Origin of the sequence: Nonomuraea sp. NPDC049504, assembly GCF_040676845.1 — a bacterium.
GTDB lineage: Bacteria > Actinomycetota > Actinomycetes > Streptosporangiales > Streptosporangiaceae > Nonomuraea > Nonomuraea salmonea.
Map to the genome: position 1 here is coordinate 1 of NZ_JBFAPT010000052.1, position 25,372 is coordinate 25,372.

The 25,372-nt window shown below is 72.6% G+C and carries 28 protein-coding genes and 1 riboswitch; of the genes, 10 read left to right on the forward strand and 18 right to left on the reverse strand.

Annotated features, from left to right (window positions below; translation table 11 throughout):
- The first annotated feature begins 174 nt into the window (after positions 1 to 174).
- Together AB0K28_RS49255 and AB0K28_RS49260 are read left to right on the forward strand one after the other, a co-directional pair.
- On the forward strand, positions 175 to 780 hold the full coding sequence (locus AB0K28_RS49255) for a helix-turn-helix domain-containing protein (protein WP_345401204.1): 606 nt from the start codon (positions 175 to 177) through the stop codon (positions 778 to 780).
- Between the two features lie 59 nt (positions 781 to 839).
- Positions 840 to 1,400: a hypothetical protein gene (locus AB0K28_RS49260; protein ID WP_364384919.1), complete on the forward strand. Its 561-nt coding sequence runs from the start codon at positions 840 to 842 to the stop codon at positions 1,398 to 1,400.
- Here the strand turns inward: AB0K28_RS49260 and AB0K28_RS49265 are convergent.
- A complete protein-coding gene (locus AB0K28_RS49265) occupies positions 1,397 to 2,224 on the reverse strand; it encodes a L,D-transpeptidase family protein (protein ID WP_364384921.1) in 828 nt (275 codons plus the stop codon). The two genes, AB0K28_RS49260 and AB0K28_RS49265, sit on opposite strands and share 4 nt — an antisense overlap.
- 99 nt (positions 2,225 to 2,323) lie before the next feature.
- Here AB0K28_RS49265 and AB0K28_RS49270 point away from each other — a divergent pair, with 99 nt between their 5' ends.
- Both AB0K28_RS49270 and AB0K28_RS49275 read left to right on the forward strand, forming a co-directional pair.
- Complete coding sequence (locus AB0K28_RS49270) at positions 2,324 to 2,800, forward strand: YbaK/EbsC family protein (RefSeq protein ID WP_345401198.1); 477 nt, start codon at positions 2,324 to 2,326, stop codon at positions 2,798 to 2,800.
- Positions 2,801 to 2,930: 130 nt separating this feature from the next.
- A complete protein-coding gene (locus AB0K28_RS49275) occupies positions 2,931 to 3,383 on the forward strand; it encodes a GNAT family N-acetyltransferase (RefSeq protein WP_364384991.1) in 453 nt (150 codons plus the stop codon).
- Between the two features lie 203 nt (positions 3,384 to 3,586).
- Here AB0K28_RS49275 and metF read toward each other — a convergent pair whose 3' ends face one another.
- Positions 3,587 to 4,507: a methylenetetrahydrofolate reductase [NAD(P)H] gene (metF, locus tag AB0K28_RS49280; RefSeq protein WP_364384925.1), complete on the reverse strand. Its 921-nt coding sequence runs from the start codon at positions 4,505 to 4,507 to the stop codon at positions 3,587 to 3,589.
- Between the two features lie 104 nt (positions 4,508 to 4,611).
- Here metF and AB0K28_RS49285 point away from each other — a divergent pair, with 104 nt between their 5' ends.
- Positions 4,612 to 5,679 (forward strand): polyprenyl synthetase family protein, encoded by a 1,068-nt coding sequence (locus AB0K28_RS49285; RefSeq protein ID WP_364384928.1) that lies wholly within the window; start codon positions 4,612 to 4,614, stop codon positions 5,677 to 5,679.
- 111 nt (positions 5,680 to 5,790) lie between these two features.
- On the opposite strand, the gene thiE is transcribed toward AB0K28_RS49285, so the two are convergent.
- From thiE to AB0K28_RS49300, 3 genes are read right to left on the reverse strand one after another with little or no spacing between them, the layout of a single operon-like run.
- A complete protein-coding gene (thiE, locus tag AB0K28_RS49290; RefSeq protein ID WP_345401192.1) occupies positions 5,791 to 6,438 on the reverse strand; it encodes a thiamine phosphate synthase in 648 nt (215 codons plus the stop codon).
- Positions 6,416 to 6,790, reverse strand: coding sequence for an Rv2175c family DNA-binding protein (locus tag AB0K28_RS49295; protein ID WP_345401189.1), 375 nt, complete (start codon positions 6,788 to 6,790; stop codon positions 6,416 to 6,418). The genes thiE and AB0K28_RS49295 overlap by 23 nt, the downstream gene beginning before the upstream one ends.
- 30 nt (positions 6,791 to 6,820) lie before the next feature.
- Positions 6,821 to 7,990: an FAD-dependent oxidoreductase gene (locus AB0K28_RS49300; protein ID WP_364384933.1), complete on the reverse strand. Its 1,170-nt coding sequence runs from the start codon at positions 7,988 to 7,990 to the stop codon at positions 6,821 to 6,823.
- A gap of 53 nt (positions 7,991 to 8,043) precedes the next feature.
- Positions 8,044 to 8,160, forward strand: a riboswitch (TPP riboswitch).
- Here AB0K28_RS49300 and AB0K28_RS49305 point away from each other — a divergent pair.
- From AB0K28_RS49305 to pknB, 4 genes are all read left to right on the forward strand, one after another.
- Positions 8,151 to 9,329: an FAD-dependent oxidoreductase gene (locus AB0K28_RS49305; protein WP_364384936.1), complete on the forward strand. Its 1,179-nt coding sequence runs from the start codon at positions 8,151 to 8,153 to the stop codon at positions 9,327 to 9,329. It overlaps the preceding riboswitch by 10 nt.
- Positions 9,326 to 9,526, forward strand: a complete 201-nt coding sequence (gene thiS / locus AB0K28_RS49310; RefSeq protein ID WP_345401180.1) for a sulfur carrier protein ThiS — start codon at positions 9,326 to 9,328, stop codon at positions 9,524 to 9,526. Before AB0K28_RS49305 ends, thiS begins: the two co-directional genes overlap by 4 nt.
- A 40-nt stretch (positions 9,527 to 9,566) precedes the next feature.
- Entirely contained in the window at positions 9,567 to 10,274 is a 708-nt protein-coding gene (locus AB0K28_RS49315; protein ID WP_345409678.1) for a thiazole synthase, read from the forward strand.
- A gap of 257 nt (positions 10,275 to 10,531) precedes the next feature.
- Positions 10,532 to 12,457 carry a Stk1 family PASTA domain-containing Ser/Thr kinase gene (gene pknB / locus AB0K28_RS49320; protein ID WP_364384939.1) on the forward strand — a complete coding sequence of 642 codons (1,926 nt, stop codon included), beginning with the start codon at positions 10,532 to 10,534 and terminating at the stop codon, positions 12,455 to 12,457.
- 67 nt (positions 12,458 to 12,524) lie between these two features.
- Here pknB and alc read toward each other — a convergent pair whose 3' ends face one another.
- The 10 genes from alc to uraD all read right to left on the reverse strand — a co-directional run bounded on the left by alc (position 12,525) and on the right by uraD (position 20,801).
- On the reverse strand, positions 12,525 to 13,469 hold the full coding sequence (gene alc / locus AB0K28_RS49325; RefSeq protein WP_345401174.1) for an allantoicase: 945 nt from the start codon (positions 13,467 to 13,469) through the stop codon (positions 12,525 to 12,527).
- Positions 13,470 to 14,780, reverse strand: a complete 1,311-nt coding sequence (gene allB / locus AB0K28_RS49330) for an allantoinase AllB (protein ID WP_364384942.1) — start codon at positions 14,778 to 14,780, stop codon at positions 13,470 to 13,472. It abuts the gene before it with no gap.
- Positions 14,777 to 15,931, reverse strand: coding sequence for a glycerate kinase (locus AB0K28_RS49335; protein WP_364384945.1), 1,155 nt, complete (start codon positions 15,929 to 15,931; stop codon positions 14,777 to 14,779). Before AB0K28_RS49335 ends, allB begins: the two co-directional genes overlap by 4 nt.
- A 244-nt stretch (positions 15,932 to 16,175) precedes the next feature.
- The gene (locus tag AB0K28_RS49340) at positions 16,176 to 16,388 is read right to left on the reverse strand and encodes an EF-hand domain-containing protein (protein WP_345401168.1); all 213 of its coding nucleotides are present in this window, start codon (positions 16,386 to 16,388) and stop codon (positions 16,176 to 16,178) included.
- Between the two features lie 36 nt (positions 16,389 to 16,424).
- Positions 16,425 to 17,810 carry an 8-oxoguanine deaminase gene (locus AB0K28_RS49345; protein ID WP_345401165.1) on the reverse strand — a complete coding sequence of 462 codons (1,386 nt, stop codon included), beginning with the start codon at positions 17,808 to 17,810 and terminating at the stop codon, positions 16,425 to 16,427.
- Positions 17,807 to 18,277, reverse strand: coding sequence for a (2Fe-2S)-binding protein (locus AB0K28_RS49350; protein WP_345401162.1), 471 nt, complete (start codon positions 18,275 to 18,277; stop codon positions 17,807 to 17,809). Before AB0K28_RS49350 ends, AB0K28_RS49345 begins: the two co-directional genes overlap by 4 nt.
- Positions 18,277 to 19,137: an FAD binding domain-containing protein gene (locus AB0K28_RS49355; RefSeq protein WP_364384949.1), complete on the reverse strand. Its 861-nt coding sequence runs from the start codon at positions 19,135 to 19,137 to the stop codon at positions 18,277 to 18,279. The genes AB0K28_RS49350 and AB0K28_RS49355 overlap by 1 nt, the downstream gene beginning before the upstream one ends.
- A gap of 6 nt (positions 19,138 to 19,143) precedes the next feature.
- Entirely contained in the window at positions 19,144 to 20,004 is an 861-nt protein-coding gene (gene pucL / locus AB0K28_RS49360; protein ID WP_364384952.1) for a factor-independent urate hydroxylase, read from the reverse strand.
- Positions 20,005 to 20,304: a hydroxyisourate hydrolase gene (uraH, locus tag AB0K28_RS49365; protein ID WP_345409676.1), complete on the reverse strand. Its 300-nt coding sequence runs from the start codon at positions 20,302 to 20,304 to the stop codon at positions 20,005 to 20,007.
- The gene (uraD, locus tag AB0K28_RS49370) at positions 20,301 to 20,801 is read right to left on the reverse strand and encodes a 2-oxo-4-hydroxy-4-carboxy-5-ureidoimidazoline decarboxylase (RefSeq protein ID WP_364384956.1); all 501 of its coding nucleotides are present in this window, start codon (positions 20,799 to 20,801) and stop codon (positions 20,301 to 20,303) included. Before uraD ends, uraH begins: the two co-directional genes overlap by 4 nt.
- A 171-nt stretch (positions 20,802 to 20,972) precedes the next feature.
- Here uraD and AB0K28_RS49375 point away from each other — a divergent pair, with 171 nt between their 5' ends.
- The gene (locus AB0K28_RS49375; RefSeq protein ID WP_364384959.1) at positions 20,973 to 21,812 is read left to right on the forward strand and encodes a deoxyribonuclease IV; all 840 of its coding nucleotides are present in this window, start codon (positions 20,973 to 20,975) and stop codon (positions 21,810 to 21,812) included.
- A 797-nt stretch (positions 21,813 to 22,609) separates the two neighbouring features.
- Here the strand turns inward: AB0K28_RS49375 and AB0K28_RS49380 are convergent.
- The 3 genes from AB0K28_RS49380 to AB0K28_RS49390 are packed head-to-tail and all read right to left on the reverse strand — an operon-like array spanning position 22,610 to position 25,190.
- Entirely contained in the window at positions 22,610 to 23,350 is a 741-nt protein-coding gene (locus AB0K28_RS49380) for a LytTR family DNA-binding domain-containing protein (protein ID WP_355429422.1), read from the reverse strand.
- A gap of 58 nt (positions 23,351 to 23,408) precedes the next feature.
- Complete coding sequence (locus AB0K28_RS49385; protein WP_345401150.1) at positions 23,409 to 24,539, reverse strand: histidine kinase; 1,131 nt, start codon at positions 24,537 to 24,539, stop codon at positions 23,409 to 23,411.
- Between the two features lie 54 nt (positions 24,540 to 24,593).
- Complete coding sequence (locus AB0K28_RS49390) at positions 24,594 to 25,190, reverse strand: molybdopterin-dependent oxidoreductase (protein ID WP_345401147.1); 597 nt, start codon at positions 25,188 to 25,190, stop codon at positions 24,594 to 24,596.
- Positions 25,191 to 25,372 lie beyond the last annotated feature (182 nt).

Below are 25,372 nucleotides of genomic sequence, written 5' to 3' on the forward strand. Positions count from 1 at the left end.
CAAGACCGGCACCCTCTACGACGAGGCAACCGCCTGGTCGCGTCACACCGAGTCGCTTGCTGCTTGACAACTAAAGCTCCTGGGATGTCTTTCCTCGCTACGTCTCCAGAAAACCTCACAGGTTGAAAAATTGCAACGAGTGTAAAAAATAACCGGGTGCACTATAGTGCCGCCATGGCTGAGGGACTGCGAGAGCGCAAGAAGCAGCGCACGCGCCAGGCGCTGATTCAGGCGGCGATGCGCCTGTTCGAGGAGAAGGGCTTCGAGGAGACGACGCTCGCGGAGATCGCCGCGGAGGCCGACGTGTCCACGCGCACGTTCTTCAGCTACTTCGCCGGCAAAGAGGACGTGCTCTTCTACGACGCCGGCGCCCGCCTCGAAAGGGCGCTGGCACGGCTGTCGGCCAGACGGCCCGGCGACACGGTGGCCGACCTGCTGCTGCAGCTCATCGACGACAGCATCGGGCAGGCCATCGCGGGCGCCGGCACGTTCGACGCCGCCGCGGTGCGCGTGCGGCTCGTGCTGACCGTGCCGTCCCTTCAGGCGCGGGCGCTGCACGTGCTGCTGGACAGCCAGCTCACGCTGGCCAAGGCGCTGCACGAGGCGTTCCGCGACCGGCTCACCCTCTCCGAGGCGGGCGCGACGGTCGGCGCGCTGATCGGCGCGATCATGGTGGCGGTGATGACGGACGTCGACGAGGACCGGTCCGTGGAGGAGATCATGGCCACCGTACGCCGGGCGGGCGAGATCGCGCTGGCCGGGCTGCGCGCGCTCGGCTAGCACCGGCATCCGGTGAGAGGCTGTCTCCAAGAACCCCGAACGAGCGGAGAGGAGCGCGCATGGCGCGCATCGGGCGACCGGCCGGGCTCGTGCTGCTGGCCCTGGGCCCCGTGCTGGCGGCGGCGTACGCGGGCGCCGGCCACCTGGGCGTCCGCGCGGCGGTGCGGGCGCAGATCGCCGACCCCAAGTGGGAGGGCGGCACGATCGACGACTCGGGCATGACGTCCACGGGCACGGACGCCTGGCAGATGATCCTGCTCACGGCGCTGCTCGCCGGGCTGGTGGCGCTCGCCTACCTGGTCATCGGCCTGCTGCTGCGCCGCCCGCGCAGGGGCCGCACGGCGCTGCTGGTGGTCTCGGGCGTGCTGGTCCTGCCGTACACGCTGGCCTTCGCCGTCGCGCTGATCAACCCGGCCAGGGCGCTGGCGGGCCTGACCGGGCAGTCCGGGTTCGTGGCGGGCCTGCCCGGCTGGCAGTCGTACGCGGCGTACCTCATCCTGATCGGCGGGCTGGCGCAGGCCGCCGGCATGGTGATGGCCGCCGCCGACGGCAGGCGCGCGGCGGCGGCCGGGAAGGGCCAGGAGAGCCCGCAGAGCTCAGCGGCCGAGGCGCGGAGCTAGCCGCGGAACCTGCCCCTGACGTGCACCGGCATGCCCTTGCCGAGCAGGCCGGGCAGCTCCTCCGCGACGTTCATCGGCATGCGGACGCAGCCGTGCGAGGCGGGATGGAGGGGCACCGACAGCGCGCCGTGGAAGGCGATGCCACCGTTGAAGAAGATGGGGTTGTAGAGCTGGCCGAGGTAGGACTTGTGCCACCCGCTCACCCGCCACGTCGTCCGGTAGTCGCCGGTGGGGGTGCTGGCCGAGCCGCAGAAGCGCTGCTTCCTGCCCTGCCAGGTGGTGGTCTCGCAATAGGGGATGTTGCTGCCCGACGACACGTGGGTGATCAGCTTCACCTTGCCGCGCACGTACAGGACCATGACCTGCTTGGTGAGGTCGACCTCCGCGCGGGTGGGCCGGCCGTTGCGGGCCAGCACCCGCGGCGCCTTCGGCGTCTCCAGCGCCTGCCAGGTGCGGCGGGCGATGGTGCTGGTCGGCTTGATGCCGTTGACCTTCTGGAACGCCCACACGGCGGCCAGCGTGGTGCCGCCGTAACGGCCGTCGGCCTTGCCCGGCCGGTAGCCGAGCTCGGTCAGCCGCTTCTGCAGCCACTTGACCGCCGATCCCTTGGCGCCCAGCCGTAATGTCTTGCGGGGCGCCTCTGCCGCGGGCTCGGGCTCGGCGGAAGGGGCGCTCTTCGCCGCCGCGGGAGGCGCGACGGAGGCGGCGGAGCCGCTCGGGGGCGGGGCGGCCGTACGCGACGCGATCTGCGTTCCGCACCCCGAGACGACGACGGCGCCGGCCGTCAGGAGGGCAGCCACCCCGGGCAGCCGTGGAAACCCCACAGGTACCACCTCTCACATTCCGTACATAACTGATCACGGGACCCTACACCAGGACCCTTGTGGGAGTAATCGGGCGGCCAATCTGTTTAGAGTGTCCCCATGCCTGAGAAGTTGCCGTCGAACGCCGTCGTCGTCGAGTCCGCGCTGCGCGAACGCGGAGCAGACGGCGAGATCGTGGTCCTGCCGGAGAAGGCCCCCACCGCCGCGGCGGCCGCGGCCCAGCTGGGTTGCGACGTGGGCGCCATCGCCAACAGCCTGATCTTCGACGCCGACGGCGCGCCGCTGCTCGTCCTGACCAGCGGCGCCCACCGCGTGGACGTCGAGCTGATCGCCCGTACGGCGGGCGCCGAGCGGGTACGCCGGGCCACGCCGGAGTTCGTCAGGGCGGCGACCGGCCAGCCCATCGGCGGGGTGGCCCCGGTCGGGCATCCCGCTCCGGTGCGGACGCTGGTGGACAACTGGCTGAGCAAGCACGAGGTGGTGTGGGCGGCCGGCGGCCACCCGCACACGGTCTTTCCGACGACGTTCGACGAGCTGGTGCGGATCACCGGGGGTACGCCGGTGGACGTCGAGTAGTGTGCGACGGGTGATCGAGTTTCGCGGAGCCGGTCCGGCCCAGTTCACCGAACGGCTGGACACGGTGATCGACATTTACACGGCGGCCATGAACCCGCCTCTTGACCAGATCACCGGCCGCCAGACCATCATGCGCAATCACGCGACATATCCCCATTTTCAGTGCTATTTCGCGGAATTGCGTGATTCATCCCCAGATTTGGCAGCTCCGGAACCCCGGATCGTGGGCTTCGCCTACGGTTTCAGGGGTGCGCCGGGCCAGTGGTGGCACGACGTCGTCGTCCGCGGCCTGGCCGACCGCATCGGCCAGGAGGCCGCGCACGCCTGGATGGGCCACGCCTTCGAGCTGGCCGAGATCCATGTGCACCCCGACTACCAGAGCAAGGGCATCGGCCGCCAGATGATCAGGACGCTGTGCGCCGGGCGTCGCGAGCGTACGGCCATCCTGTCGACCCACGACCAGCCCACGGCGGCCCGCCACCTTTACGCCGGCATGGGCTTCATGGACCTGCTCACCAGGTTCGTCTTCCCCGGCGGCCACGAGGAATACGCGATCGCGGGCCGCCGCCTCCCCCTGACCTGAGCAGCCGGGCGAGCTGAAGACGGCGTGACCCCAGGTTTACCGGCGATGACGCACGGGCACCATTCATGACAGAAAGTAGCCGACCCTTTACCCACCGTCTAGTGTCCCCTGCCCGTCACCCGCCCGGTCCCCCTGCGGGCGGGTGGCGGGCCATTTCTACGCGGGCCATTTTTACGCGGCGCAGGTTCTACGCGGGGCAGGCTCTACGCGGGCAGGCTCGCGAGCTCCAGCCGCTGGAACACCTCACGCGACGCGCTCGACCGGTTGAACGTGATGAAGTGGATGCCGGGCGCGCCCTCGTCGAGCAGCCGCTGGCACAGCTCCACCCCGTGGTCGATGCCCAGCCGCCGCACCGCCGCCGGGTCGTCCTTGACCGCCTCGAAGCGGGCCGCCACGTCGGGCGGGAACGGCGCCCCCGACAACTGCTCGGAGCGGGCGATGGTGCTCATCTGGGTGACCGGCATGATGCACGGGATGATCGGCGTGTCACATCCCCTGGCCGCCACCCGGTCGCGCAGCCGCAGGTAGTCGTCGGCCTGGAAGAACATCTGCGTGATCGCGTAGTCGGCGCCCGCCTGGCACTTACGGACGAAGTATTCGGTGTCGGACTCGATGGACGGCGAACGCGGATGCTTGTAGGGGAAGGCCGCCACGCCCACGCAGAAGTCGCCGGACTGCCGGATCAGCCGCACGAGGTCCTCGGCGTAGACGACGCCCTCGGGGTGGGGCACCCAGTCGGCGGTGGGGTCGCCGGGCGGGTCACCGCGTACGGCGAGGATGTTGCGCACGCCGGCGTCGGCGAAGCGGCCGACGAGGTGGCGCAGCTCGCGCACGGAGTGATTGACGGCCGTGAAGTGGGCGACCGGGGTGAGGGTGGTGTCGTGGGCGATGCGCTCGACGATGTCGACCGTGCGGTCGCGGGTGGAGCCGCCCGCGCCGTAGGTCACCGAGACGAACGTGGGCCGCAGCGACTCGAGCTCCCTGATCGCGCGCCACAGCTGCCGCTCGCCCTCGTCGGTCTTGGGCGGGAAGAACTCGAACGAGAACGACCGGGCACCGGAGGCCAGCATGTCGCGGACCGTGGGGACGCGATCGGGCCGGATGGAGGGTCGACCAAGAGCCATGCCGACAAGGCTACCCCGACAACCTCCGCGCGCACCGGCCAGAGCGGCACCTGGAGATCGAAGCCGAGATCGAAGCCCGCTCCCCCGGCCACTAGTCTCAAGGCATGACCACTGACGCCGCCGGCATGGAGATCCTGCGCGCCCAGGTGGAGCGCGCGCTCGCCGAGTTCGTCCAACGGAAGCTCCCCGCCGGGGGCGAGCCCGAGTTCGCGCCGTTGCGCACGGCCGCCGACGCGTTGCTGTCGGGAGGCAAGCGGCTGCGGCCCGCGTTCTGCTACTGGGGGTGGCGGGGCGCAGGGGGCACCGACGTGCCCGCCGTCTTCACCGCCGCCGCCTCCCTTGAGCTGCTGCAGGCCAGCGCGCTGGTGCACGACGACGTGATGGACAAGAGCGACCTGCGCAGGGGCATGCCGTCGGCGCACCGCCGCTTCCAGGCGATGCACGAGGAGGCGGGCTGGCACGGCTCGTCCGGGCAGTTCGGCGAGGGCGCGGCGATCCTGCTGGGCAACCTGCTGCTGCTCTGGTCGGGCGAGATGTGGCGGACGTCCGGGCTGCCGCGCGAGGCGCTGGACGCGGCCCGGCCCGTCCACGACCACATGCGCAGCGAGCTGATGTGCGGCCAATACCTCGACCTGCTGGAGCAGGCCACCGGGGAGAACACGTTCGACTCGGCGCTGCGCGTGGCGCTGTTCAAGAGCGGCAGATATTCGGTGGAGCAGCCGCTGCGGCTCGGCCTGGTGCTCGCCGCCCGCGAGGAGGCGCCGTGGATGGACGAGCTGTGCACCGGCTACGGCCAGCGCGTCGGCATCGCCTTCCAGCTGCGCGACGACATCCTGGGCGTCTTCGGCGACCCGGCGCGGACGGGCAAGCCGGCCGGTGACGACCTGCGCGAGGGCAAGCGCACGATGCTCGTGGCCCGCACCCTCGCCGCCGCCTCCCCCGCCGCCGCGGCCACCGTACGCCGGCTGCTCGGCGACCCCGGCCTGGACGAGGAGGGTGTGGCGGAGCTGCGCGGCATCATCGAGGGCACCGGGGCGCTGCAGGAGTGCGAGGACCTCATCTCCGGCTATCTCGGCCAGGCGCTGGCCACGCTCGACGCGGCGCCGGTCACGCCTGAGGCGCGCGAGGCGCTGACCGAGCTGGCGATCGCGGCGACGTCCCGCAAGACCTGACCCCGCCGAGCCCGCGGATAAGCCGAGCCCGCGGATAAGCCGGGTCCGCGGATAAGCCGAGTCCGCGGATAAGGAGGCGCCCGCGCGGGGAAGCGCGGGCGCCTCGCAGGCTCAGCGGGCCGGCCCCGCGGCCAGCCGCTTGGCGAACTCGGCGGCGGCCGCGCCCGGGTCGTCGGCGTCGGTGATCGCGCGGACGACCACCACGCGGCTCACGCCGTACGCCATCACCTCGTCGAGGTTGCCCAGGTCGATGCCGCCGATGCCGAACCACGGCCGCGAGGTGCCGAGCGCCGCCGCGTGCCGCAGCAGCGGCGGCCCAGGCGCCGGGCGGCCCGGCTTGGTCGGCGTCGGCCAGATCGGGCCGCAGCAGAAGTAGTCGACGCCCTCCTCCACGGCCGCGGCGGACGCCTCGGCTGCGGAGTGGGTGGACCGTCCGATGACGACGTCGTCGCCGAGTATCTCTCGCGCGACAGTCAAGGGAAGGTCGTCCTGCCCCAGGTGGAGCACGTCGGGCCGGGCGGCGTAAGCGATGTCCGCCCGGTCGTTGACAGCGAGCAGTTTTCCGTGCCGGTCACAGGCGTCGCGGAAGACGTCGAGGAGGGCGAGTTCTTCGCGTGCCTCCAGGCCCTTCTCCCGCAGCTGGATGATGTCCACACCGCCGGCCAGCACCGCGTCGAGGAACTCCGCCAGATCGCCGCGGTCGCGGCGGCCGTCTGTGCAGAGATAGAGGCGGGCTTCAGAAAGCGAGGGCTTGGGCACGCCGCTTGACCTCTGTGTGACGGCCCGCCCTGATCGCCTCGATGGGCGAGCCTGGCAGTGACTCGTCGGGGGTGAAGAGCCAGCGCAGCGCCTCGACGTCGTCGTAGCCGGCGTCCTGGAGCACGGTGAGCGTGCCTGGCAGGCCCTTCATCACGTCCTTTCCGTCGAGGAACACCGCGGGCACCTGTGGCCCGCCGCTGCCACGGCGCACGCCGAGCAGCTTGTGGTCCTTCAGGAGTTGCTTGGCCCGCCCGATCGAGAGATCGAGGCGTGAGGCCACTTCGGGGAGGGTGAGCCACTCGTCGACGAGCTGGTCGGTCTCCCGGTCGATCTGTGCAACAGAAAGCGTCACGAAACCACAACTACCACATGCCGTCCTTGCTCAAACAACACAATCTCGTAGGGCCACTTGTGGATCTACCAGGCGTTCCGTGTCCAGCCGGTGACCCGCCTCGATGATGCGCCGGCCCTGCACGAGATCGCGCGGCCGGTCCACGGCCAGCACCGCGGCAAGCCTATCGTCCGCCGTGAGCCAGACGGCCGACCACTTGCCCTCGGGCTCGCCCCGGTGCACGATCCGCTCGCCCGACGCGTGGTGGCCGGCGTATTGGAGCATGTGGCCGAACTGCTCCGACCAGAAGTACGGCACCGGGTCGTAGACCGCCTCCTCCCCCATCAGCGTCGCGGCGGCGACCTCGGGGGCGTTGATCGCGGTGTCCCAGTGCTCGACCCTGAGGCGGGCGCCCCAGCGGCGCGACCACCAGGCGGCGCAGTCGCCCACCGCGACCACGCCGGGCAGCGAGGTGCGCAGGTGCTCGTCGGTGACGACGCCGTTGTGCAGGTCGATGTCGGCGTCGGCCAGCCACTCGACGGCCGGGCGCACGCCGATGCCGGTGACGACGACGTGGGACTCGACGAACTCGCCGCCCACCAGGCGGACGCCGCCCTCGTCGACCGACTCGACCATGGTGCCGAGGCGCAGGTCGATGCCGTCGTACCAGGGGATCGTGCGGGCGCCGAGCTCCGTGCCAATCGCGCTGGCGAGCGGGGCCTGGGCGGCCTCGATGACCGTCACCGCGCAGCCCGCGCGGCGGGCCGCCGTCGCCACCTCGGCGCCGATCCAGCCCGCGCCGATGACCGTGACCCGCGCGCCCGGGACGAGCATCACGCGCAGCTCGTGGGCGTCGTCGAGGGTGCGCAGGACGTGCTGAGGGCCGTCGCCCGGCAGCCTGATCGGGTCGGCGCCGGTCGCGATGACCAGGCCGTCGTAGTCGAGCTCGCCCTCGGTGGTCTCCACGACGCCCGCGCGCAGCGACTTCGCCGCGACCCCTGGACGGAAGTCGACCTGGAGCCGCTCGAGGTCGGTGTCGATGAAGCTGGTGTCGGCGTCGCCCTTGAGCACCGCCTTCGACAGCGGCGGGCGGTCGTAGGGGCGATGGCGCTCCTGGCCCAGCAGCGTCAGGCGACCGGCATAGCCGCGCCCGCGCAGGGCCTCCACCGTGCGCACTCCCGACAGTCCCGCTCCCACCACCACGACATGCTCCACGGTCATGACCATAACGGGGGCGGTGCGTGGACCCGGCACCGAGGCCGTAGGCTGTGGACGGAAAGACGCGCGGGAGTCCGGCCGTGACCGGGCTGAGAGGAAGGCTGCAGCGGGCCTTCGACCGCAAGACACCTGATCCGGATCATGCCGGCGAAGGGAGCGGATCATGGATGTGATCGTGGGCGGCGGGGTCGTCGGGCTGTCCGTGGCCTGGCGGCTGGCGCGCGAGGGGCGGCCGGTCACCGTCGTCGACCCGGCACCCGCCTCCGGGGCCTCCCACGCGGCCGCCGGGATGCTGGCGCCGGTCAGCGAGGTCACCTACACCGAGGCGCCGCTGCTGCGGCTGGGCGTCGCGGCCCTGCGCCGCTGGCCCGCCTTCGCCAGCGCCCTGGCCGAGGACGCCGCCCTTCCACCCGCTGGGCCCGAAGAGGTGGGCGGGCTGGATCTGCGGGCCGAGGGGACGCTGGACGTGGCGTTCGGGGCCGATGACATGGCGGCGCTCGATGAGCTGGCCGCGTTCATGGAGAAGCTGGACCTGCCGGTCGAGCGGCTGACCGGGCGCGAGTGCCGGCGGCTTGAGCCGATGCTGGCCCCGTCGGTGCGCGGCGGGCTGCTGGCGCCGGGCGACGCGTGGGTGAACCCGCGCCGGGTGACGGCGGCGCTGCTGGCCGCCCTGGAGCGGCGCGGCGTCCCCGTCGTGCGGGCCCGCGTGAGCGAGCTGGTCCGCACGGACGGCGCCGTCACCGGTGTCCGCCTCGCCGAGCCGCCCGCCGTACCCGGTGAAGGCCGCGGTTCCGCACCCCTCGCCGCCACGGGCGGACGAGCCGGAGGTGAGGTGCTGGCGGCCGGGCGGGTGGTGCTGGCGGCCGGGGCGTGGAGCGGTGAGCTGGCGGAGGTGCCGGTGCGGCCGGTCAAGGGCCAGATCATGCGCCTGCGCTCGCCGCAGCCGCTGCTCACCCGCTGCGTACGCGGCACCGTCCACGGCTCGCCGGTCTACCTCGTCCCCCGGGGCGACGGCGAGCTGGTGGTCGGCGCCACCCAGGAGGAGCTGGGCTACGACACGAGGGTGACCGCGGGCGGCCTGTACGAGCTGCTGCGCGACGCCAGGGAGCTGGTGCCCGGCGTCACCGAGCTGGAGGTCGCCGACGTGGTGGCGGGGCTGCGTCCCGGCACGCCCGACAACCTGCCGGTGATCGGTCCCGGCAGGACGCCGGGGCTGACGTACGCGACGGGACACCACCGGGGCGGGGTGCTGATGGCCCCGCTGACGGCGGCCATCCTGATGGGCGAGGAGAGCGAGCTGGCGGCCCTGTGCTCGCCGGGGAGGTTTCAGGAAATTTCATGATTATTACCATCAACGGGTCCGCGCACGAGCTGGCCGACGGCACCACCGTGGCGCAGGCCGTGCGTACGCTGACGACGGCCACCACCGGAGTGGCCGTGGCCGTGAACGACGAGGTGGTCACCCGCGGCGCCTGGGAGACGACGGCGCTCAGCGACCGTGACCGCGTGGAGGTGCTGACGGCGGTGCAAGGTGGATGAGCTGATCATCGCCGGCGAGAAGTTCTCCTCCCGGCTCATCATGGGCACCGGCGGCGCCCCTTCGCTGGAGGTGCTGGACCAGGCGCTGGCGGCGTCCGGCACCGAGCTGACCACGGTGGCGATGCGGCGGCTCGACCCCGCGGCCCGGGGTTCGGTGCTCGACGTGCTGCGTGCGCGCGGCATCAAGGTGCTGCCCAACACGGCGGGCTGCTTCACCGCGGGCGACGCCGTGCTGACGGCCCGGCTGGCCAGGGAGGCCCTGGGCACGAACTGGGTCAAGCTCGAAGTGATCGCCGACGAGCGCACGCTGCTGCCCGACCCGATCGAGACGTTCGACGCGGCGGAGCGGCTGGTGGCCGACGGGTTCGTGGTGCTGCCGTACATCGGGGACGACCCGGCGCTGGCCCGGCGGCTGGAGCAGGCCGGGTGCGCGGCCGTGATGCCGCTCGGCGCGCCGATCGGCTCGGGGCTCGGCATCCGCAACCCGCACAACATCGAGCTGATCGTGGAGGCCGCGTCCGTCCCGGTGATCCTCGACGCGGGCATCGGTACGGCGAGTGACGCCGCGCTGGCGATGGAGCTGGGCTGCGACGCCGTGCTGCTGGCCACGGCCGTGACGCGGGCGCAGCGGCCCGACCTGATGGCGGCGGCCATGAAGGGGGCGGTGGTGGCCGGGCGGCTGGCGGCACAGGCGGGCCGCATCCCGCGCCGCCGCTACGCCGAGGCCTCCTCACCGATGACCCCCTGAGCCGCCCGCCCGGCCTCGTGAACGGACGCCGACGAAGCCTCCACCGGAGAGTGGGCGTCTGAGCCGTGACCAGAACCGGGCGGCGGAGGCCCGGCCCCTGGTCCCGACCGCCGGGAGGGGCATCGACGGCACCATGCGCCCCGGCGACACGCCGGGGCCACTGCCGCATCGCCGTGACACACGGGACGAGAACGTCTCCGCATCGGTTTCGGGCGCTAGGGCCATGCCGGTGGCAAAACGCCCGTAAACTCAGCGGGGTGGACACGACGACTGCGGACCCCCTGGTCGGGCGGCTCCTCGATGGGCGTTACCGCATCGAGGGCCGGATCGCCCGGGGCGGTATGGCGACCGTCTACCTCGCGCTGGACGTCCGGCTCGACCGGACCGTCGCGCTGAAGGTCATGCACCGCTCGCTCGCCGAGGACCCGGCGTTCGTCAGGAGGTTCATCGGCGAGGCGAAGTCGGTCGCCAGCCTGTCACACCCCAACGTGGTGCACGTCTTCGACCAGGGCACCGACAACGACGTCGTCTACCTGTCGATGGAATACGTCCCTGGCCGCACCCTGCGCGACATCCTGCGCGAGCGCGGCCGGCTGCCGGCCCGTGAGGCGCTGGAGATCCTCATCCCGGTGCTGGCCGCCCTGGGCGCGGCCCACCAGGCCGGCATGGTGCACCGCGACGTCAAGCCGGAAAATGTCCTGATGACCGACGACGGCCGGGTCAAGGTCGTCGACTTCGGCCTGGCCAGGGCGATCGAGGCGACCAACCAGACCCGCACCGGCGTGCTGATCGGCACGATCGGCTACATGGCGCCCGAGCAGGTGATGACCGGCGCCGCCGACGTGCGCAGCGACGTCTACGCCGCCGGCATCATGCTGTTCGAGCTGGTGACCGGCCAGCAGCCCTACGACGGCGAGACCCCGATGTCGGTGGCCTACCGCCACGTCCACGACACCGTGCCCGCGCCGTCCTCGGTCTATCCCGACGTGCCGCCGCTGATCGACACGCTGGTGGCGAGCGCGACCGCCCGCGAGCCGCACGACCGTCCCGCCGACGCGACCGCGATGCTGGTGGCGGCGGTGGAGGCCCACCGCGTGCTGCCGCGCATGACCAACCCGCCGGGCACGGGCCCGGGGATGGGCACGGCGGTCTATAACGCGCAGCCGGCGTCAGGGCCCATCCCGTTCGCCGCGTCGGCCCCGTCGGTGCCGCAGGCGGCGCCGGCCCACACGATGATCCAGCCGCGGACCGAGCTGCCGGCGAAGCGCCGGCTCCGGCCGAGCTGGTTCCTGGCGGTCCTGGCCGTGGTGATGGTCGTCGCGGTGGGCCTGACCGGGTGGTACTTCTCGCTGCCCGAGCAGGTGAAGGTGCCCGACCTGGTCGGCAAGGACCTGGAGCTGGCCGAGAAGGACCTCGTCGGCGCCGGGCTGAAGGTGCGCAAGGGCGAGAGCCAGTACGACGAGAAGATGGCCGAGGGCCTGGTGCTGAGCAGCGACCCGGTGGCCGACACCGAGCTCGACAAGGGCTCGACGGTCACGCTGACCCTCTCGCTCGGCCCCGAGCGCATCGTGGTGCCCAACGTCACCGGCATGAACGGCAACGACGCCCGCGCCGCCATCGCCAGGGCCGGGCTGACCGTCGGCAGCGTCAAGCGGCAGCCCAACCAGCAGGTCGAGCGCGACAAGGTGATCCGCACCTCGCCGCAGGTGGGCGAGAAGATCAAGAAGAGCGCGAAGGTCAACATCTTCGTCAGCGCCGGGCTCACCATGCCCGACGTCAACGGCATGCCGAAGGACGAGGCGGCCGGCTTCCTCAGCTCGCAGGGCTTCCAGGTGCAGGTCAACGAGGTCGACGACGACGCCGAGCCGTGCACGGTCATCGCCCAGACCCCGAAGGCCAAGTCCGAGGTCGACAAGGGCACGCCCGCGATGATCACGGTGGCGCGCTGCCAGACGCCGTTCCTCGACTGGTTCAGGGGCGACAACGAGGCGCGCGACGACCAGCAGTTCTCGATGGTGCCCGGGGTGATCGGCAAGAACGTCAACGACGCCAAGTCGGAGCTGGAGGCGCTGGGGTTCCGGGTGCGGGTGCAGCGGCTGGGCAACGGCGGCGTGGTGCAGTTCCAGCGGCCGCTGCCCAACAGCGAGCGCCCGCCGGGCAGCACGGTCATCCTCTGGCAGTGAGCGCCGATCCCCCCGGCGGGGATCGGCGCTCAGCGCACATGAGCGGGCCACGAAGGGCCCTGAGGGGTCAGACCAGGTGGCCGTGCAGGCGGACGCGGGCCAGGCCGCCGTCCGGGTAGATGTCCACGCGCACGTGCGTGACGGGTGTGTCGGCGCCGAGGCGGAAGCGGTGCGGCGTGTCGGGCTGCAGGCGCGTCCTCGGCAGCAGCTCCACCTCGCGGTCGCCGTCGAGCCCGGTGAGCGCGACCGCGCCGGGCGCGTTGAACAGCAGGTTGGTGGTGTCGATCTCGGCGAGCCTGACGACGCCGCGCCCGGCCAGCCTGATGACGATCCAGTCGTTGCCGCCGTCGCGGCGCCGCGCGGTCTCCCAGCCCTCCGCCTGGTGGCGGGCCAGGCCGGGGGCGATGACGTTGTTGGGCGCGGAGTAGAACTCGTCGGAGCACGCGGTGACCAGGCCGCCGTTGGCCAGCGCCGCCAGGTCGATGCCGAGGCCGTCGTGGAGGGACAGGTCAGGACGTACCTCGCCGTGCACGCGCAGCCGGGCGACGCCGCCGTCGGGGTGGATGTTCAGCCGTACGTGGGTGTAGCGGGCGTCGTCGGTCACCGGGAAGAGGTGCTCGGCGTCGCCCTTGAGGTCGGACAGCGGCACGATCTCGGTCCAGGGCGCGGCGAGCACCTCGGCCGGCGACGGATGCCCCGCCACCGACGTGGCCTCGACGGACGCCCGGGGCGGATAGTTGCCCTTGAACCAGGCCGTGTCGATCACCACGCCGCGGATCACGCCGGGCAGCCCGAGGCGGACCAGCGCCCAGTCGTGGCCGGGCTCGCGGCGGCGGCGGGTCTCCCAGCCGTCGTACACCTGCCCCTTGTTCCCGAACGTCTCCGGCATGAAGCCGGGGCGTCCTGGCTTGATCAGGCTCTCCTTCTCGGCGAACGACTCGTCGCTCGCGGCCACCACCGAGCCGCCGTACGTGCGCAGGGCCAGGTCGGGCAGGCGGGTGAAGCCGTCCATCTATCGCGCTCCCAGCAGGAATCGTCCGTGCGGCGCGCCGTCCACCGGCCGGCCGCGCAGCCAGGTGGTCAGGACGGCGCCCTTGAGTGTGCGGCCGTGGTAGGGGGTGACGGGGTTCTTGTGGTGCAGGCGGGCGGCGTCGATCAGGGTGTCGGCCTCGGGGTCGAACGCCACGAGGTCGGCGTCGTGCCCGGCCGCGATCGCGCCCTTGCCGGGCAGCGCGGCCAGCTCGGCGGGGGCGGCCGACATCCAGCGGGTCACGTCCGAGAGCGTGTGGCCCCTGCGCGCGGCCTCGGTCCAGACGGCGGCCAGCCCGAGCTGCAGGGAGGCGATGCCGCCCCACGCGGCGGCGAAGTCGGGCACCTTGAGGTCGGCGGTGGACGGCGAGTGGTCGGACACCACGCAGCTCAGCACGCCCCTGGCCAGGCCGTCCCAGAGCAGGTCGCGGTTGTGCCCGGAGCGGATGGGCGGGCAGCACTTGTACGCCGTCTCCCCCTCGGGCACCTGCTCGGCCGCCAGCGTCAGGTAGTGGGGGCAGGTCTCCGCCGAGACCGGGACCCCCTCGGCCCTGGCCGCCTCCAGCACGTCGAGGCACTCGGCGCTGGAGACGTGCAGGACGTGCACCCGGCAGCCGGTCTCGGCGGCCAGCCGCACGACGCGCTCGACGGCGCTGCGCTCGGCCGCGCCGGGCCGGGAGTCGAGGAACGCGCGGTAGCCGGGCCCGTCGGGCTCGCCCAGCAGCGCGGGGTCCTCGGCGTGCACCACCATCAGCCCGCCGAACCCGGCGACCTCCGTCAGCGCCGCGCGCAGCTCGCCCGCGCCCAGCGGCGGGAACTCGTCGACCCCCGACGGCGACAGGAAGCACTTGAACCCGCGCACCCCGCGCTCGTGCAGCGGCCGCAGGTCCTTGAGGTTGCCCGGCACGGCGCCGCCCCAGAACGCGGTGTCCACGTGGCACTGCCCCTCGGCGGCCCGCAGCTTGACCTCCAGCGCCTCGGTGCTGACCGTGGGCGGCAGGCTGTTGAGCGGCATGTCCACGATCGTGGTGACGCCTCCCGCGGCGGCGGCCCTGGTGGCCGAGTCGAAGCCCTCCCAGTGGGTGCGGCCCGGCTCGTTGACGTGGACGTGGCTGTCGACCAGGCCGGGCAGCAGCGCCAGGTCGCGCAGGTCGACGTCCTCGGCGGCCTCCAGCGGCGCGGTGTAGTCGTGCAGGGCGGCGATCCGCTCGCCGCGCACGGCGACGGCCGCGGCCCGCTCGCCCTCGGGCGTGACGGTCCTGCGGGATCGGACGACCAGGTCGAACGGTGTCATTCGCCCTCCGGGAACCGCTCGGCGGCGATCCTGGCCGCGAGGCGTTCGAGCAGCGGGCCCGCCTCGGCCATGCAGCGGCCGGTGTCGGGCTCGAGGTCGGTCAGCGCGTACGCGGCCTCGATGCCCGCGCTCTTGAGGTCGGCCTCGGAGAGCGTGGTGCGCCCGCAGACGGCCACCACCGGCACCCCCGCCCGCGCGGCCGCCCGCGCGACGCCCGCCGGGGCCTTGCCGCGCAGGGTCTGCTCGTCTAGCGAGCCCTCCCCCGTGATCACCAGGCGAGCGCCCTCGACGTGCCCGGCGAACCCGAGCAGGTCGAGCAGGTAGTCGATGCCCGGCCGCAGCTCGGCGTGCAGGAAGGCGAGCGCCGCGAACCCGACCCCGCCGGCCGCGCCCGCCCCCGGCGCGCCCGCGACGCCCATCGCGCGCGGGACGTCGTCGTGCTCGACCGCGCCCATCAGGCCGTGGGTGGCGGTGGCGACGGCGGCCAGGCGGGCCAGCCCCGCCTCCAGGGTCGCGACGTCGCCGGGCGTGGCGCCCTTCTGGGGGCCGTAGACGGCGGCGGCGCCGTGCGGGCCGAGCAGCGGGTTGTCCACGTCGCTCGCGACCACGAACTCCACGCCGGAGACGTCGAGGAAGCCGGACATGTCGATGCGGTCGAGCCGCTTGAGCGCGGCGCCGCCGGGCGGCAGGTCATCGCCCGCAGCGTCGATGAGGCGGGCGCCGAGTGCCTGGGCCAGTCCGGCGCCGCCGTCGGTGCAGGCGCTGCCGCCGAGGCCGAGCACGACGCGCTTGGCGCCGCGGCGTACGGCGTCGGCGATCAGCTCGCCGGTGCCGCGGCTGGTGGCGGTCAGCGGTTCGAGGCCGCCCGGCAGGCGGCGCAGCCCGGACGCCTCGGCCAGCTCGACCACGGCGGTGCCGGTGGGCCGCCAGGCGTACGAGGCGGGCACCCGCTGCCCCGTCGGGCCCGTGACCTCGATCGTGATCCGGCTGTAGCCGCCGGCCACGGCGGCGTCCACGGTGCCGTCGCCGCCGTCGGCGACCGGCAGCTCGACCGTCGGCACGCCCAGCCCCGCCGAGACGTGAGAGGCGACCTCGGCGGCCGTCAGTGACCCCTTGAACTTGTCGGGGGCTACTAGAACGTGCTGAACCACTACGAACTCCCGCCTGATGATGAACAATGTGCTGACACGCCTTCCTGCCCGGTGCGAGCGGGCAGGAAGGCGTGACTCATCATCACATCCCGCCCTGCCCGCCTCACGCGCCGGGGGAAGCCGGTTCCATCAGGGCCTGCCGCCCGTGCCCAGGCACGCCGGCCGGGCGGGCGGGAGCCGTCCGTCAGGAGAGGGTGCCGTCCGTCAGGAGAGGGTGCCGTCCGTCAGGAGAGGGTGCCGTCCGTCAGGAGAGGGTGCGGATGAACTCCTCCAGGGAGTAGCGGCCGTCCTGGTCGTAGTCGGCCTCCTGGCTCATCGCCCCGAGCGCCTCCGCGGGCAGGTCGGGGAAGTGCCGCTTCAGCTCGGCCTCGGTGATGTAGCCGTCGCCGTCGGTGTCGATGGCCGCGAAGGTGCTTTTGAGCTGCGCCAGCCGCTCGTCTGGGGATTCCGCCGACACGGGACCGCCTTTCCTGTTCGTCCGGATATCTCCACACTAGTCCCCGTGCACCCGCCGGGCGGCGGTGACACCGCGCTCCCCGGCCAGCCGCAGCAGCCGCCGGTGCGCATCGGCGCCCGCCCGTCCCGCCGCGTCCTGCGCCACCGTGCGCAGCTCGCCGCCGGCGACCACCGTACGCCCGCCCACCAGCACCAGCTCCACCGGCGGCGGAGGCCCGAAGACGAGCGCGCAGACCGGGTCGGTGACGGCTGCGTGGAACGGCCCGCCGGCCCGCCACAGCACCACGTCGGCCAGCTTGCCCGGCTCCAGCGTGCCCAGCTCGTCCTGCCTGCCGAGGTTGCGCGCGCCGCCCAGCGTGGCCAGCTCCAGCGCCTGCCGCGCGGTCAGGGCCTGCGGCCCGTAGCGGGCCCGCTGGAACAGCAGCGCCTGGCGCATCTCCCCGGCCATCGGGGTCAGCTCGGACGAGGCGCTGCCGTCCACGCCGAGTCCGACGTTCGCGCCCTGCCGGAGCATCTCGGAGACGCGCGCGACGCCCGCGCCGAGCCGCCCGTTGGACGAGGGGCAGTGGGCCGTCCCGGTACGGGTGGCGGCGAGCTTGGCGATGTCGGTGTCGCTCAGGTGCACGGCGTGCGCGAGCCACACGTCGGGCCCGAGCCAGCCCAGCTTCTCCATGTAGTCGACGGGCCGCAGCCCGAACTGCTCCAGGCAGTGCTCGTCCTCGTCGAGGGTCTCGGCGAGGTGGGTGTGCAGGCGTACTCCTTTGTCCCTGGCCAGCGCGGCGGACTCGGTCATCAGCGCGCCGCTGGCGGAGAACGGCGAGCACGGCGCGACCGCCACCCGCAGCATGGAGGAGCGCGACGGGTCGTGGTAGGCGTCAACGGCCTCGGCGGTGGCGGCCAGGATGTCGTCCAGCTCCTCGACCACGACGTCCGGCGGCAGCCCGCCCTGCGAGCGTCCCCGGTCCATGGAGCCGCGCGCCGGGTGGAAGCGCAGCCCGATCGCGCGGGCGGCCTCGATCTCGGCGGCGAGCAGGTCGCCCCTGCCCTTGGGGAAGATGTAGTGGTGGTCGCTGGAGGTGGTGCAGCCCGACAGCGCCAGCCAGCCGAGCGCGGCGGTGGCGGCGCCCTCGACGACCTCGGCGTCCATCGCGGCCCACACCTCATAGAGCGCCACGAGCCACTCGAACAGGGTGGCGTCCTGCGCCAGGCCCTGCGAGGCCCACTGGTAGAGGTGGTGGTGGGTGTTGACCAGGCCGGGGGTGGCCAGGCAGCCCGCGCCGTCGACGCGCTCGGCGCCGGGCACGTCGGGGGCCTGACCGGGGCCCAGCTCGGTGATCGTGTCGCCGTCGATCCTGAGGAAGCCCGACGGGATCTCGGGGCCGGAGACGGGGGCGATGTGGACGTTCTCGATGATCAGCGTCACGGCGCCGCCTTGCGCTCGGCGGCCAGGCGTACCGCGTCGAGGATCTTCTCGTAGCCCGTGCACCGGCACAGGTTGCCCGCCAGCGCCTCCCTGATCTCCGCGTCGGACGGGCGCCGGACACGTTCGAGCAGGTCGTGGGCCTGGACGATGAGCCCGGGCGTGCAGAAGCCGCACTGCACCGCCCCGCTCTCCGCGAACGCCTCCTGCACCGGGTCGAGCCGGTCGCCGTCGGCCAGGCCCTCCACCGTACGGACCTGCCGCCCCTCCGCCTGACCGGCCGCGACCAGGCAGGAGCAGACCGGCACGCCGTCGAGGTAGACCGTGCAGGAGCCGCACTCGCCCTGCTCGCAGGCGTTCTTGGAGCCGGGCAGGCCGAGGCGCTCGCGCAGCACGTACAGCAGGCTCTCGCCCTCCCAGACGTCCTCGGCGATCTCCTCGCGGCCGTTGACGGTGAACGTGACGCGCATCACGCGGCCCTCTTTCCCAGATGGTCGGTCCACGCCCAGGCGAGCGTGCGGCGGGCCAGCACGCCGATGGCGTGCACCCGGTAGGCGGCGGTACCGCGGACGTCGTCGATCGGGGCGGCGGCCCGCGCGCACAGCTCGCCGAACCGCCTGGCCAGCGCCGGATCGAGCGGCGACTCCCAGTCCAGCTCGGCGGCCAGCAGCTCCTCGGCCTCCAGCGCCCGGCGCGGGGTGGGCGCGGCCGAGCCGAGCCCGGTGCCGACCCGCCGCTCCCCCGGGTGCAGCGCGATCGCGAACGAGCACACCGCGATCACCATCGCGTTGCGGGTGCCGACCTTGGAGAAGTACTGGGGTCCCGTGGCGGGCGGCACGTGCACGGCCCTGATCAGCTCGTCCTGCTCCAGCGCGCTGCGCTTGACGCCCAGGTAGAACTCGGTGGCCGGGATCATCCGCACGCCGCGGTCGCGCGACTCCACCTCGACCACCGCGCCCGCGGCCAGCAGCGGCGGATGGCTGTCGCCCGCCGGCGAGGCCGCGCCCAGGTTCCCGCCGACCGAGCCGCGGTTGCGGATCTGCGGCGAGCCCACCGTGCGCGCGGCCTGCGCGAGCCCCGGCAGCACGTCGCCGAGCCGGTCGACGACCACCGCGTACGGCACCCCGGCCCCCAGCCGGCACATGCCCCCGGTCATCGACCAGTCCCGCAGCTCGGCCACGCCGGTGAGGTCGAGCAGCGCGGGCGGCCTGCGCACGCCGAAGTTGATCTCCACCATCACGTCGGTGCCGCCCTGGATGGGCACCGCGTCGGGCCGGTCCGCCTTGGCGGCCAGCGCCTCCTCCCACGTCGTGGGGCGCAAGAAGTCCATCGGTGTCTACTCCCAGGCGAATCCGGCGTCGGGTGCGTCCGCACGCAGCACACTGCCCTCGATGAGTCCGTAAGGACGGTCGGCGGCGTGGAAGACCTCGTTGTCGTTGTCCAGGCCGAACGGCGACAGGTCCACCGCGAAGTGATGCTTGTTGGGCAGGGCCAGGCGGACCTCGCAGATCCCCTCGCAGGTGGTGATCGCGCGCTCGCCCATGGCGTACAGGGTCTGCTGCAGCGAGCGGCTGTGGGTGTGCGCGAAGGCGTCCAGCAGGGCCTGCCTGACCTGGCCGTACGACGTCGCGTACGAGGGGGTGTCGCCGTCGTGCCGCCACCGGGCGGTGACGGCGGTGGCGAGGACGCGGTCGGTGGTCGGCGGCAGCGTGGTGTACTCGTCGACGGCGTAGCCGTGGAACTCCGAGCCGGTCGTGTTGAGCACCACCAGGTCCTTCAGGCCCGACACGACCGTGGTGCGGCCGTCCTCGTCGTGGTGGACCAGGCAGGTGCGCACCTCGGTGCCGTCGCGGACGAACGAGTGGGGGCCCTGCCGCCGCCAGGCGTACTCCTCGATCTCCACCCTGGCGTGCCTGACGGCCGGCTGGGACGCCACGAAGTGCCTGGCCAGCCGCTGCGCGAACGCCTCGATCTGGCCCACCCCGTGCTTCCTGGCGAAGGCGTAGACGGTGTTCTTCTGCGTGTCGGTGGGCAGCACGGCGGCATTGTCGCCGGTCAGGTGCACGGCCTCCATGTCACCCGACAGGGACATGCTGACGTTGACGTCCTTGAGGTGGTGGACGGGGCCGTCCCTCACCACGTGGACGAGCCTCGTCTCCGCCTTTCCGTAGCGGTTGGCGCCAAGCTTGACGGCCATCTAACTCCCTCGGTACGTGCTGTAGGCATACGGGCTGAGCAGCAGCGGCACGTGGTGGTGCGCGGCCGGGTCCTTGACGGTGAAGGTGACGACGACCTCGGGGTAGAACGTGTCCTCCAGGTACGACCCGGTGTCGAAGACGATCCGGTGCACCCCGGCGCCCGGGTTCCAGCCCTTGATGCGGCCGTCGTCGTCGGTGCGGCCCTCGGCCAGCACCCGGCCGTCCTGTTCGAGACGTACGCGCAGGCCCGCGGCGGGCCGGCCGGTGACCGCGTCGAGCACATGGGTGGACAGGCTCATGCCCCCTCCTTCATCAGCTTGGCCAGCCGCAGCCGGGCGATCGCGGCCAGCTCGGCGCGGACGACCTCGCGCTCGCGTTCCTCGTCGTTGGCCAGCCGCTCCTCCAGCCTGGCCAGCAGCTGCGCACCGGTCAGGCCGGTGGCGCAGACCAGGTAGACGTGGCCGAAGCGGCGCTCGTAGGCGCGGTTGGCGTCGGCCAGCGCCGCGCGCATGGCGTCGGGAACGCCCGACTGCTCCTGCCGCGACCAGGACGCCTCCCTCCCCTCCCCCTTCGGCCGCTCGCCGATGCGGGGGTGGGCGCTCAGCGCCCGCAGCACCTCGTCCCAGCCGAGGTCCCGCACGGCCGTGCTCGCGGTGTCCAGCAGTTCGTCGAGGTCCCCGTACGGCCTGCGCCCCGCCACCTCGCCGGCGAAGACCGGGGAGGCGCAGCAGGTGAGCAGGTCGGCCACGGCCTCGGCCCTGGGCCGGGCGTTGAAGCTCGCGAGTCGGTCGGCCATAGCAGAAGTACACACAGCGGTTCCGTGCCCGGTCCATCCGCCAGAACTCCCAACTCACGGCCACGAACCCGGGCACTTTTCGTGTCATGCTCCAATCGCGCGGAGCGCGGTCGTGCGCGGCGGCGCTGATCTGCGGAAGTGTCGGCCGGCGGCCCTAAACTGGGTGCCATCATGACCCCAACATCCCTGATCGGCGGGCACGTGTCCGTCACGGGCGGCCTGGCCAAAGGCGGGCTGTCCTACATGGCCGAGATCGGCGCCGAGATGATCCAGGTGTTCGTCACCAACCCGCGTGGCTGGGCGCTCACCGAGGGCAAGCCCGACCAGGACGCGGCGCTCGCCGCCTCCGGCGTGCCCACGTTCATCCACCTGCCCTATCTCGTCAACTTCGGCTCGCCCAGCCCCGAGACGCTGGCCAACTCCGTCGCGATCGTGCGCCACACGTTGCGGCGCGGGGTCGAGACCGGCGCGCGCGGCGTGGTCGTGCACACCGGCTCGGCGGTCACGCAGTCGCGCGACGACGCGATGCGCCAGCTCCATGAGCATCTTCTGCCGCTGCTCGACGAGATCCCCGAGGGCGGGCCCGACCTGCTGCTCGAGCCGATGGCCGGCCAGGGCGCCATGTTGTGCGCCACGGTCCAGGACCTCGAGCCCTATCTCGCCACCCTCGACTGGCATCCCCGGGCCGGAATCTGCCTCGACACCTGCCACGCCTTCGCCGCCGGACACGACCTCGCCGCCGAGGGCGGGGTGCAGGAGACGTTCGACGCGCTCCACGCGATCGCGCCCGGCCGGCTCAAGCTCGTCCACGCCAACGACTCGAAGGACGTGTGCGGCTCGAAGAAGGACCGCCACGAGAACATCGGCGCCGGCCACATCGGCGCCCAGCCCTTCGCCGACCTGATGCGCCACCCGGCGGTCGCCGGCGTCCCGATCTGCATCGAGACTCCGGGCAAGGCCCCGAAACACGCCGAGGACATCGCCCTGCTGAAGAAACTCCGCGACGGCTGACCTCTTCTGCCGGAGCTCGGAGAGTACGAGCGGCCGGAGGGCGCGACGCCGCAGAAGAGGCTGCCCGTCGCCCGGGTCGGCCGCTGTCCGGCGTGCGGTGGTGGGAAGGCCCGGGAGTGTGAGGGGCCGACTCAGGGTGTGGGGTGGTGTAACGGGATGAGGCGCCCGGGAGAGCGGTGGCCGTGACAGGGGCGCCCGTTCGCGCGATGCGGCCGCCCCCGCGTGCCGGATCGCGGGGCCCAGAATCGCGGCCACGCGGGCGCCCCTTCACGGATCGGCGTGTCGGGCCCTACCCCCCGGTCAAGGGCCCGGCCGCCGCGGCGACCTGCGCGTCGCCGGTGAAGCCGGCGCATCGAGCCTGTCGTGAGCCCCCCGGCTCGTCCCTCCCGATGCGCCGGGATGGCTTCCGATGCCGAAACACTACGGTTGCGATCTTGTGGGGGATACCCTGTTCACGTACAGCTCGTTGAGCGGTCTGTAGTCATCGCCATACGGAGAGTGGCCACACGGCCAGCGGTCATCCGGGCGCGACGAACGGTAGCAAGGGGGGCCCGCAAGTCACCCGGGGAGATGCATCCTGACAATCGCCCAGCCCGCCCCCCGCGCGGCCGACCCATGGTGACCAGGGAAATCATTACCATCACCGCGCAGGCTTCGCACGCCGCAACGCCCACGGGACACGATGCGGGCACCCCCGGCTTCACGCCCGCCCGCTCCCCCGAAACGACCGCCCCCATCACACCCCACCGGCGATCACGCCCACCGCGACCGCTCCGCCCGCCGAGTCGACGGACCCCTTACGGCAGCGTGCCGCGGTGGTGGCGGACGAGCTGGTCGCGGACCTGGCGGCTGTGACGTCTGCTGACCTGGAGGGTCTCGGTGCCCACGGTGAGCGTCACCCGGCCGCCCTCGAAGCGCAGCTCGCTGACGTGCCGCCCCGAGACGAGCGTGCTGCGGTGGATGCGGATGAACCCGGCGTCCGACCAGCGCCGCTCCAGAGCGGCCAGCGACATGCGGACGAGGTAGCTGCCGTCGACGGTGTGCAGGCGTACGTAGTCGCCCTTGGCCTCGGCGAACCAGACCGCCTGCTGCGGCACGAACCGGGTGCGCCCGCCCAGCTCGACCGGGATCACGTCGTCCTGCCCCGGCTCGGGCGCGGGACAGGTGGCCGCCTCCAGCCGCCGCACGGCCTCGGACAGGCGCTCGGCCCTGACCGGTTTGAGGAGGTAGTCGACGGCCTCCAGCTCGAACGCCTGCACCGCGCACTCCTCGTGGGCGGTGACGAAGACCAGCCGGGGCGGGCTGGGGAAGCCGCCGACCAGCCGGGCGAGGTCGAGCCCGTCGAGGCCGGGCATCCGGATGTCGAGGAACACCCCGTCGAGCCGCTCACCGCCGCCGATCATCTGCACCATGTCCTGCAGCGCCGTGACGCCGTCGGCCGCCGTCGTGACGTGCTCGATGCGGTCGTCCTGGCGCAACAGGTAGGCGAGCTCCTCCAGAGCAGGCACTTCATCGTCGACGGCCAGCACTCTCAGCATGTCCACCACGCTGTCGTATGAAAGCAGAGGTCACAAGAGACACGTCAGCATAGCGTAATCATTCGACCACAGAAAGAGACTTGGGGACCCGCAGCCGCACCTTCGTGCCCGCTCCCAGCGCGGTCTCGACGACCAGCCCGTAGCCGTCGCCGTAGATCTGCCGCATGCGCAGGTCCACGTTGGCCAGCCCGATGCCGCTGCCCTCGCGGGCCGGGTCCTCGTCCAGCATGCGGCGGGCGCACTCGGGGTCCATGCCGGCGCCGTCGTCCTCGACCGTGATGTGCGCCTCGGGGCCGGCGTCGCGCACCACCACCCGCACCTCGCCGGGACCGCCGCGGCCGCGCATGCCGTGCTTGATGGCGTTCTCGACCAGCGGTTGCAGGCACAGGAACGGCACCGGCACCGGCAGCACCTCGGGCGCGACCTGCATGCTGAAGCGCAGCTTGTCGCCGAAGCGGGCGCGCTCCAGCAGCAGGTAGCGGTCGACGCAGGTCAGCTCGTCGGCCAGGGTGGTGAAGTCGTGGGCGCGGCGCAGCGCGTAACGGGAGAAGTCGGCGAAGTCGAGCAGCAGCTCGCGGGCCCGCCGCGGGTTCGTCCGCACGAACGAGGCGATCGTGGTGAGCGCGTTGTAGACGAAGTGCGGCGAGATCTGGGCGCGCAGGGCCCGCATCTCGGCCTCCATCGCGCGCTGCCGTGAGGCGGCCAGTTCGGCGAGCTCCAGCTGGCCGGACACCCACCCGGCGACCTCGGTGACGGTACGCACGAGCGCCGCGCTGACCTCGTCGTCGAAGGCGGCCAGCGTGCCGACGACCGTGCCGTCCACGGTCAGCGGCACCACGACCGCCGCGTACGGCTCGTCGGGGAAGACCTGGGCCCGTCCGGCGGCCAGCGCGGCCGTGGCGTGGCCGAGCACGCGGCCGGCGCCCGGCCCTTCGACGGCCAGCACGGCGTCCGCCGAGGTGAGGGCGACGGCCCTGGTGCCGAGGAGGGTGTGCAGGTGGCGTACGGCCTTGCCGGCGGAGTCGCGGTCGAGCCCCGCGCGCAGGGCAGGGGCGGCCATCGCGGCGACGTGCAGCGTGGCGAACGTCGCCGCGTCCGTCCTGCGCGGCGGCGCCTGGCGGCGGCGGGCGAACGCGTGGCCCAGGAGGAAGGACAGGCAGGCCAGCGCCACGCACCCGGTGGTCAGCATGCGGGAAACCGTAGCCGCAAACGCACGGTGCACGGGGGCGAACGGAGGGTGAAGTCAGTCGGGGCCTTCGCCGGGTTCTTCCTGATAGGAGTAGCGCTGCTCACGCCACGGGTCGGCGACGTTGTGGTAGCCGCGCTCCTCCCAGAATCCGCGGCGGTCCTCCAGCAGGTATTCGATGCCGCGCACCCATTTGACGCTCTTCCACGCGTACAGGTGGGGCACCACGATGCGTACGGGGAAGCCGCGGTCGGCGCTGAGCGGCTTCTCCTCGAACTCCAGGGCGAACAGCGTGCCCGGCGCGGCGAAGTCGGACATGCGCAGGTTGGCGCTGTAGCCGTACTCGGCCCAGATCATCACGTGGCGGACGCCGGGGTCGGGCGGGGCGGCCGCCATGATCGTGGCCGGGGTGACGCCGCGCCATTCGTTGGCCATGAGCGAGAACTTGGTGACGCAGTGGAAGTCCTCGACCCGCGTGTCACGGGGCAGCCGCTCGAACTCCGGCCAGGTGAAGCAGTGCTCCTCGCCCGACGCGGTCGCGCCGAACACCCGGAAGTCCCAGCTCTCCGGTTTGAACGCGGGCACGCGGCCGTAGTGGATCACGGGCCTGCCGCGTGGGACGTACTGGCCTGGAGGCAGGCGCGACTCCTCCACGAACACTCCCTTCACCGCTCTCGCGTCTCGTGGCCATCCTGCCATCGGCCGTCGCGTGCCTCGGCAGCGGGTGCGGTGCGCTATCGTTTAGGGCTATGCGCGCAGCGTTCCTGTTTTGGTATGGCGACGGACCCGAGTCCGTTCGCCATCTGACGCTGCACTAGCAGACAGGCGAACGAAAG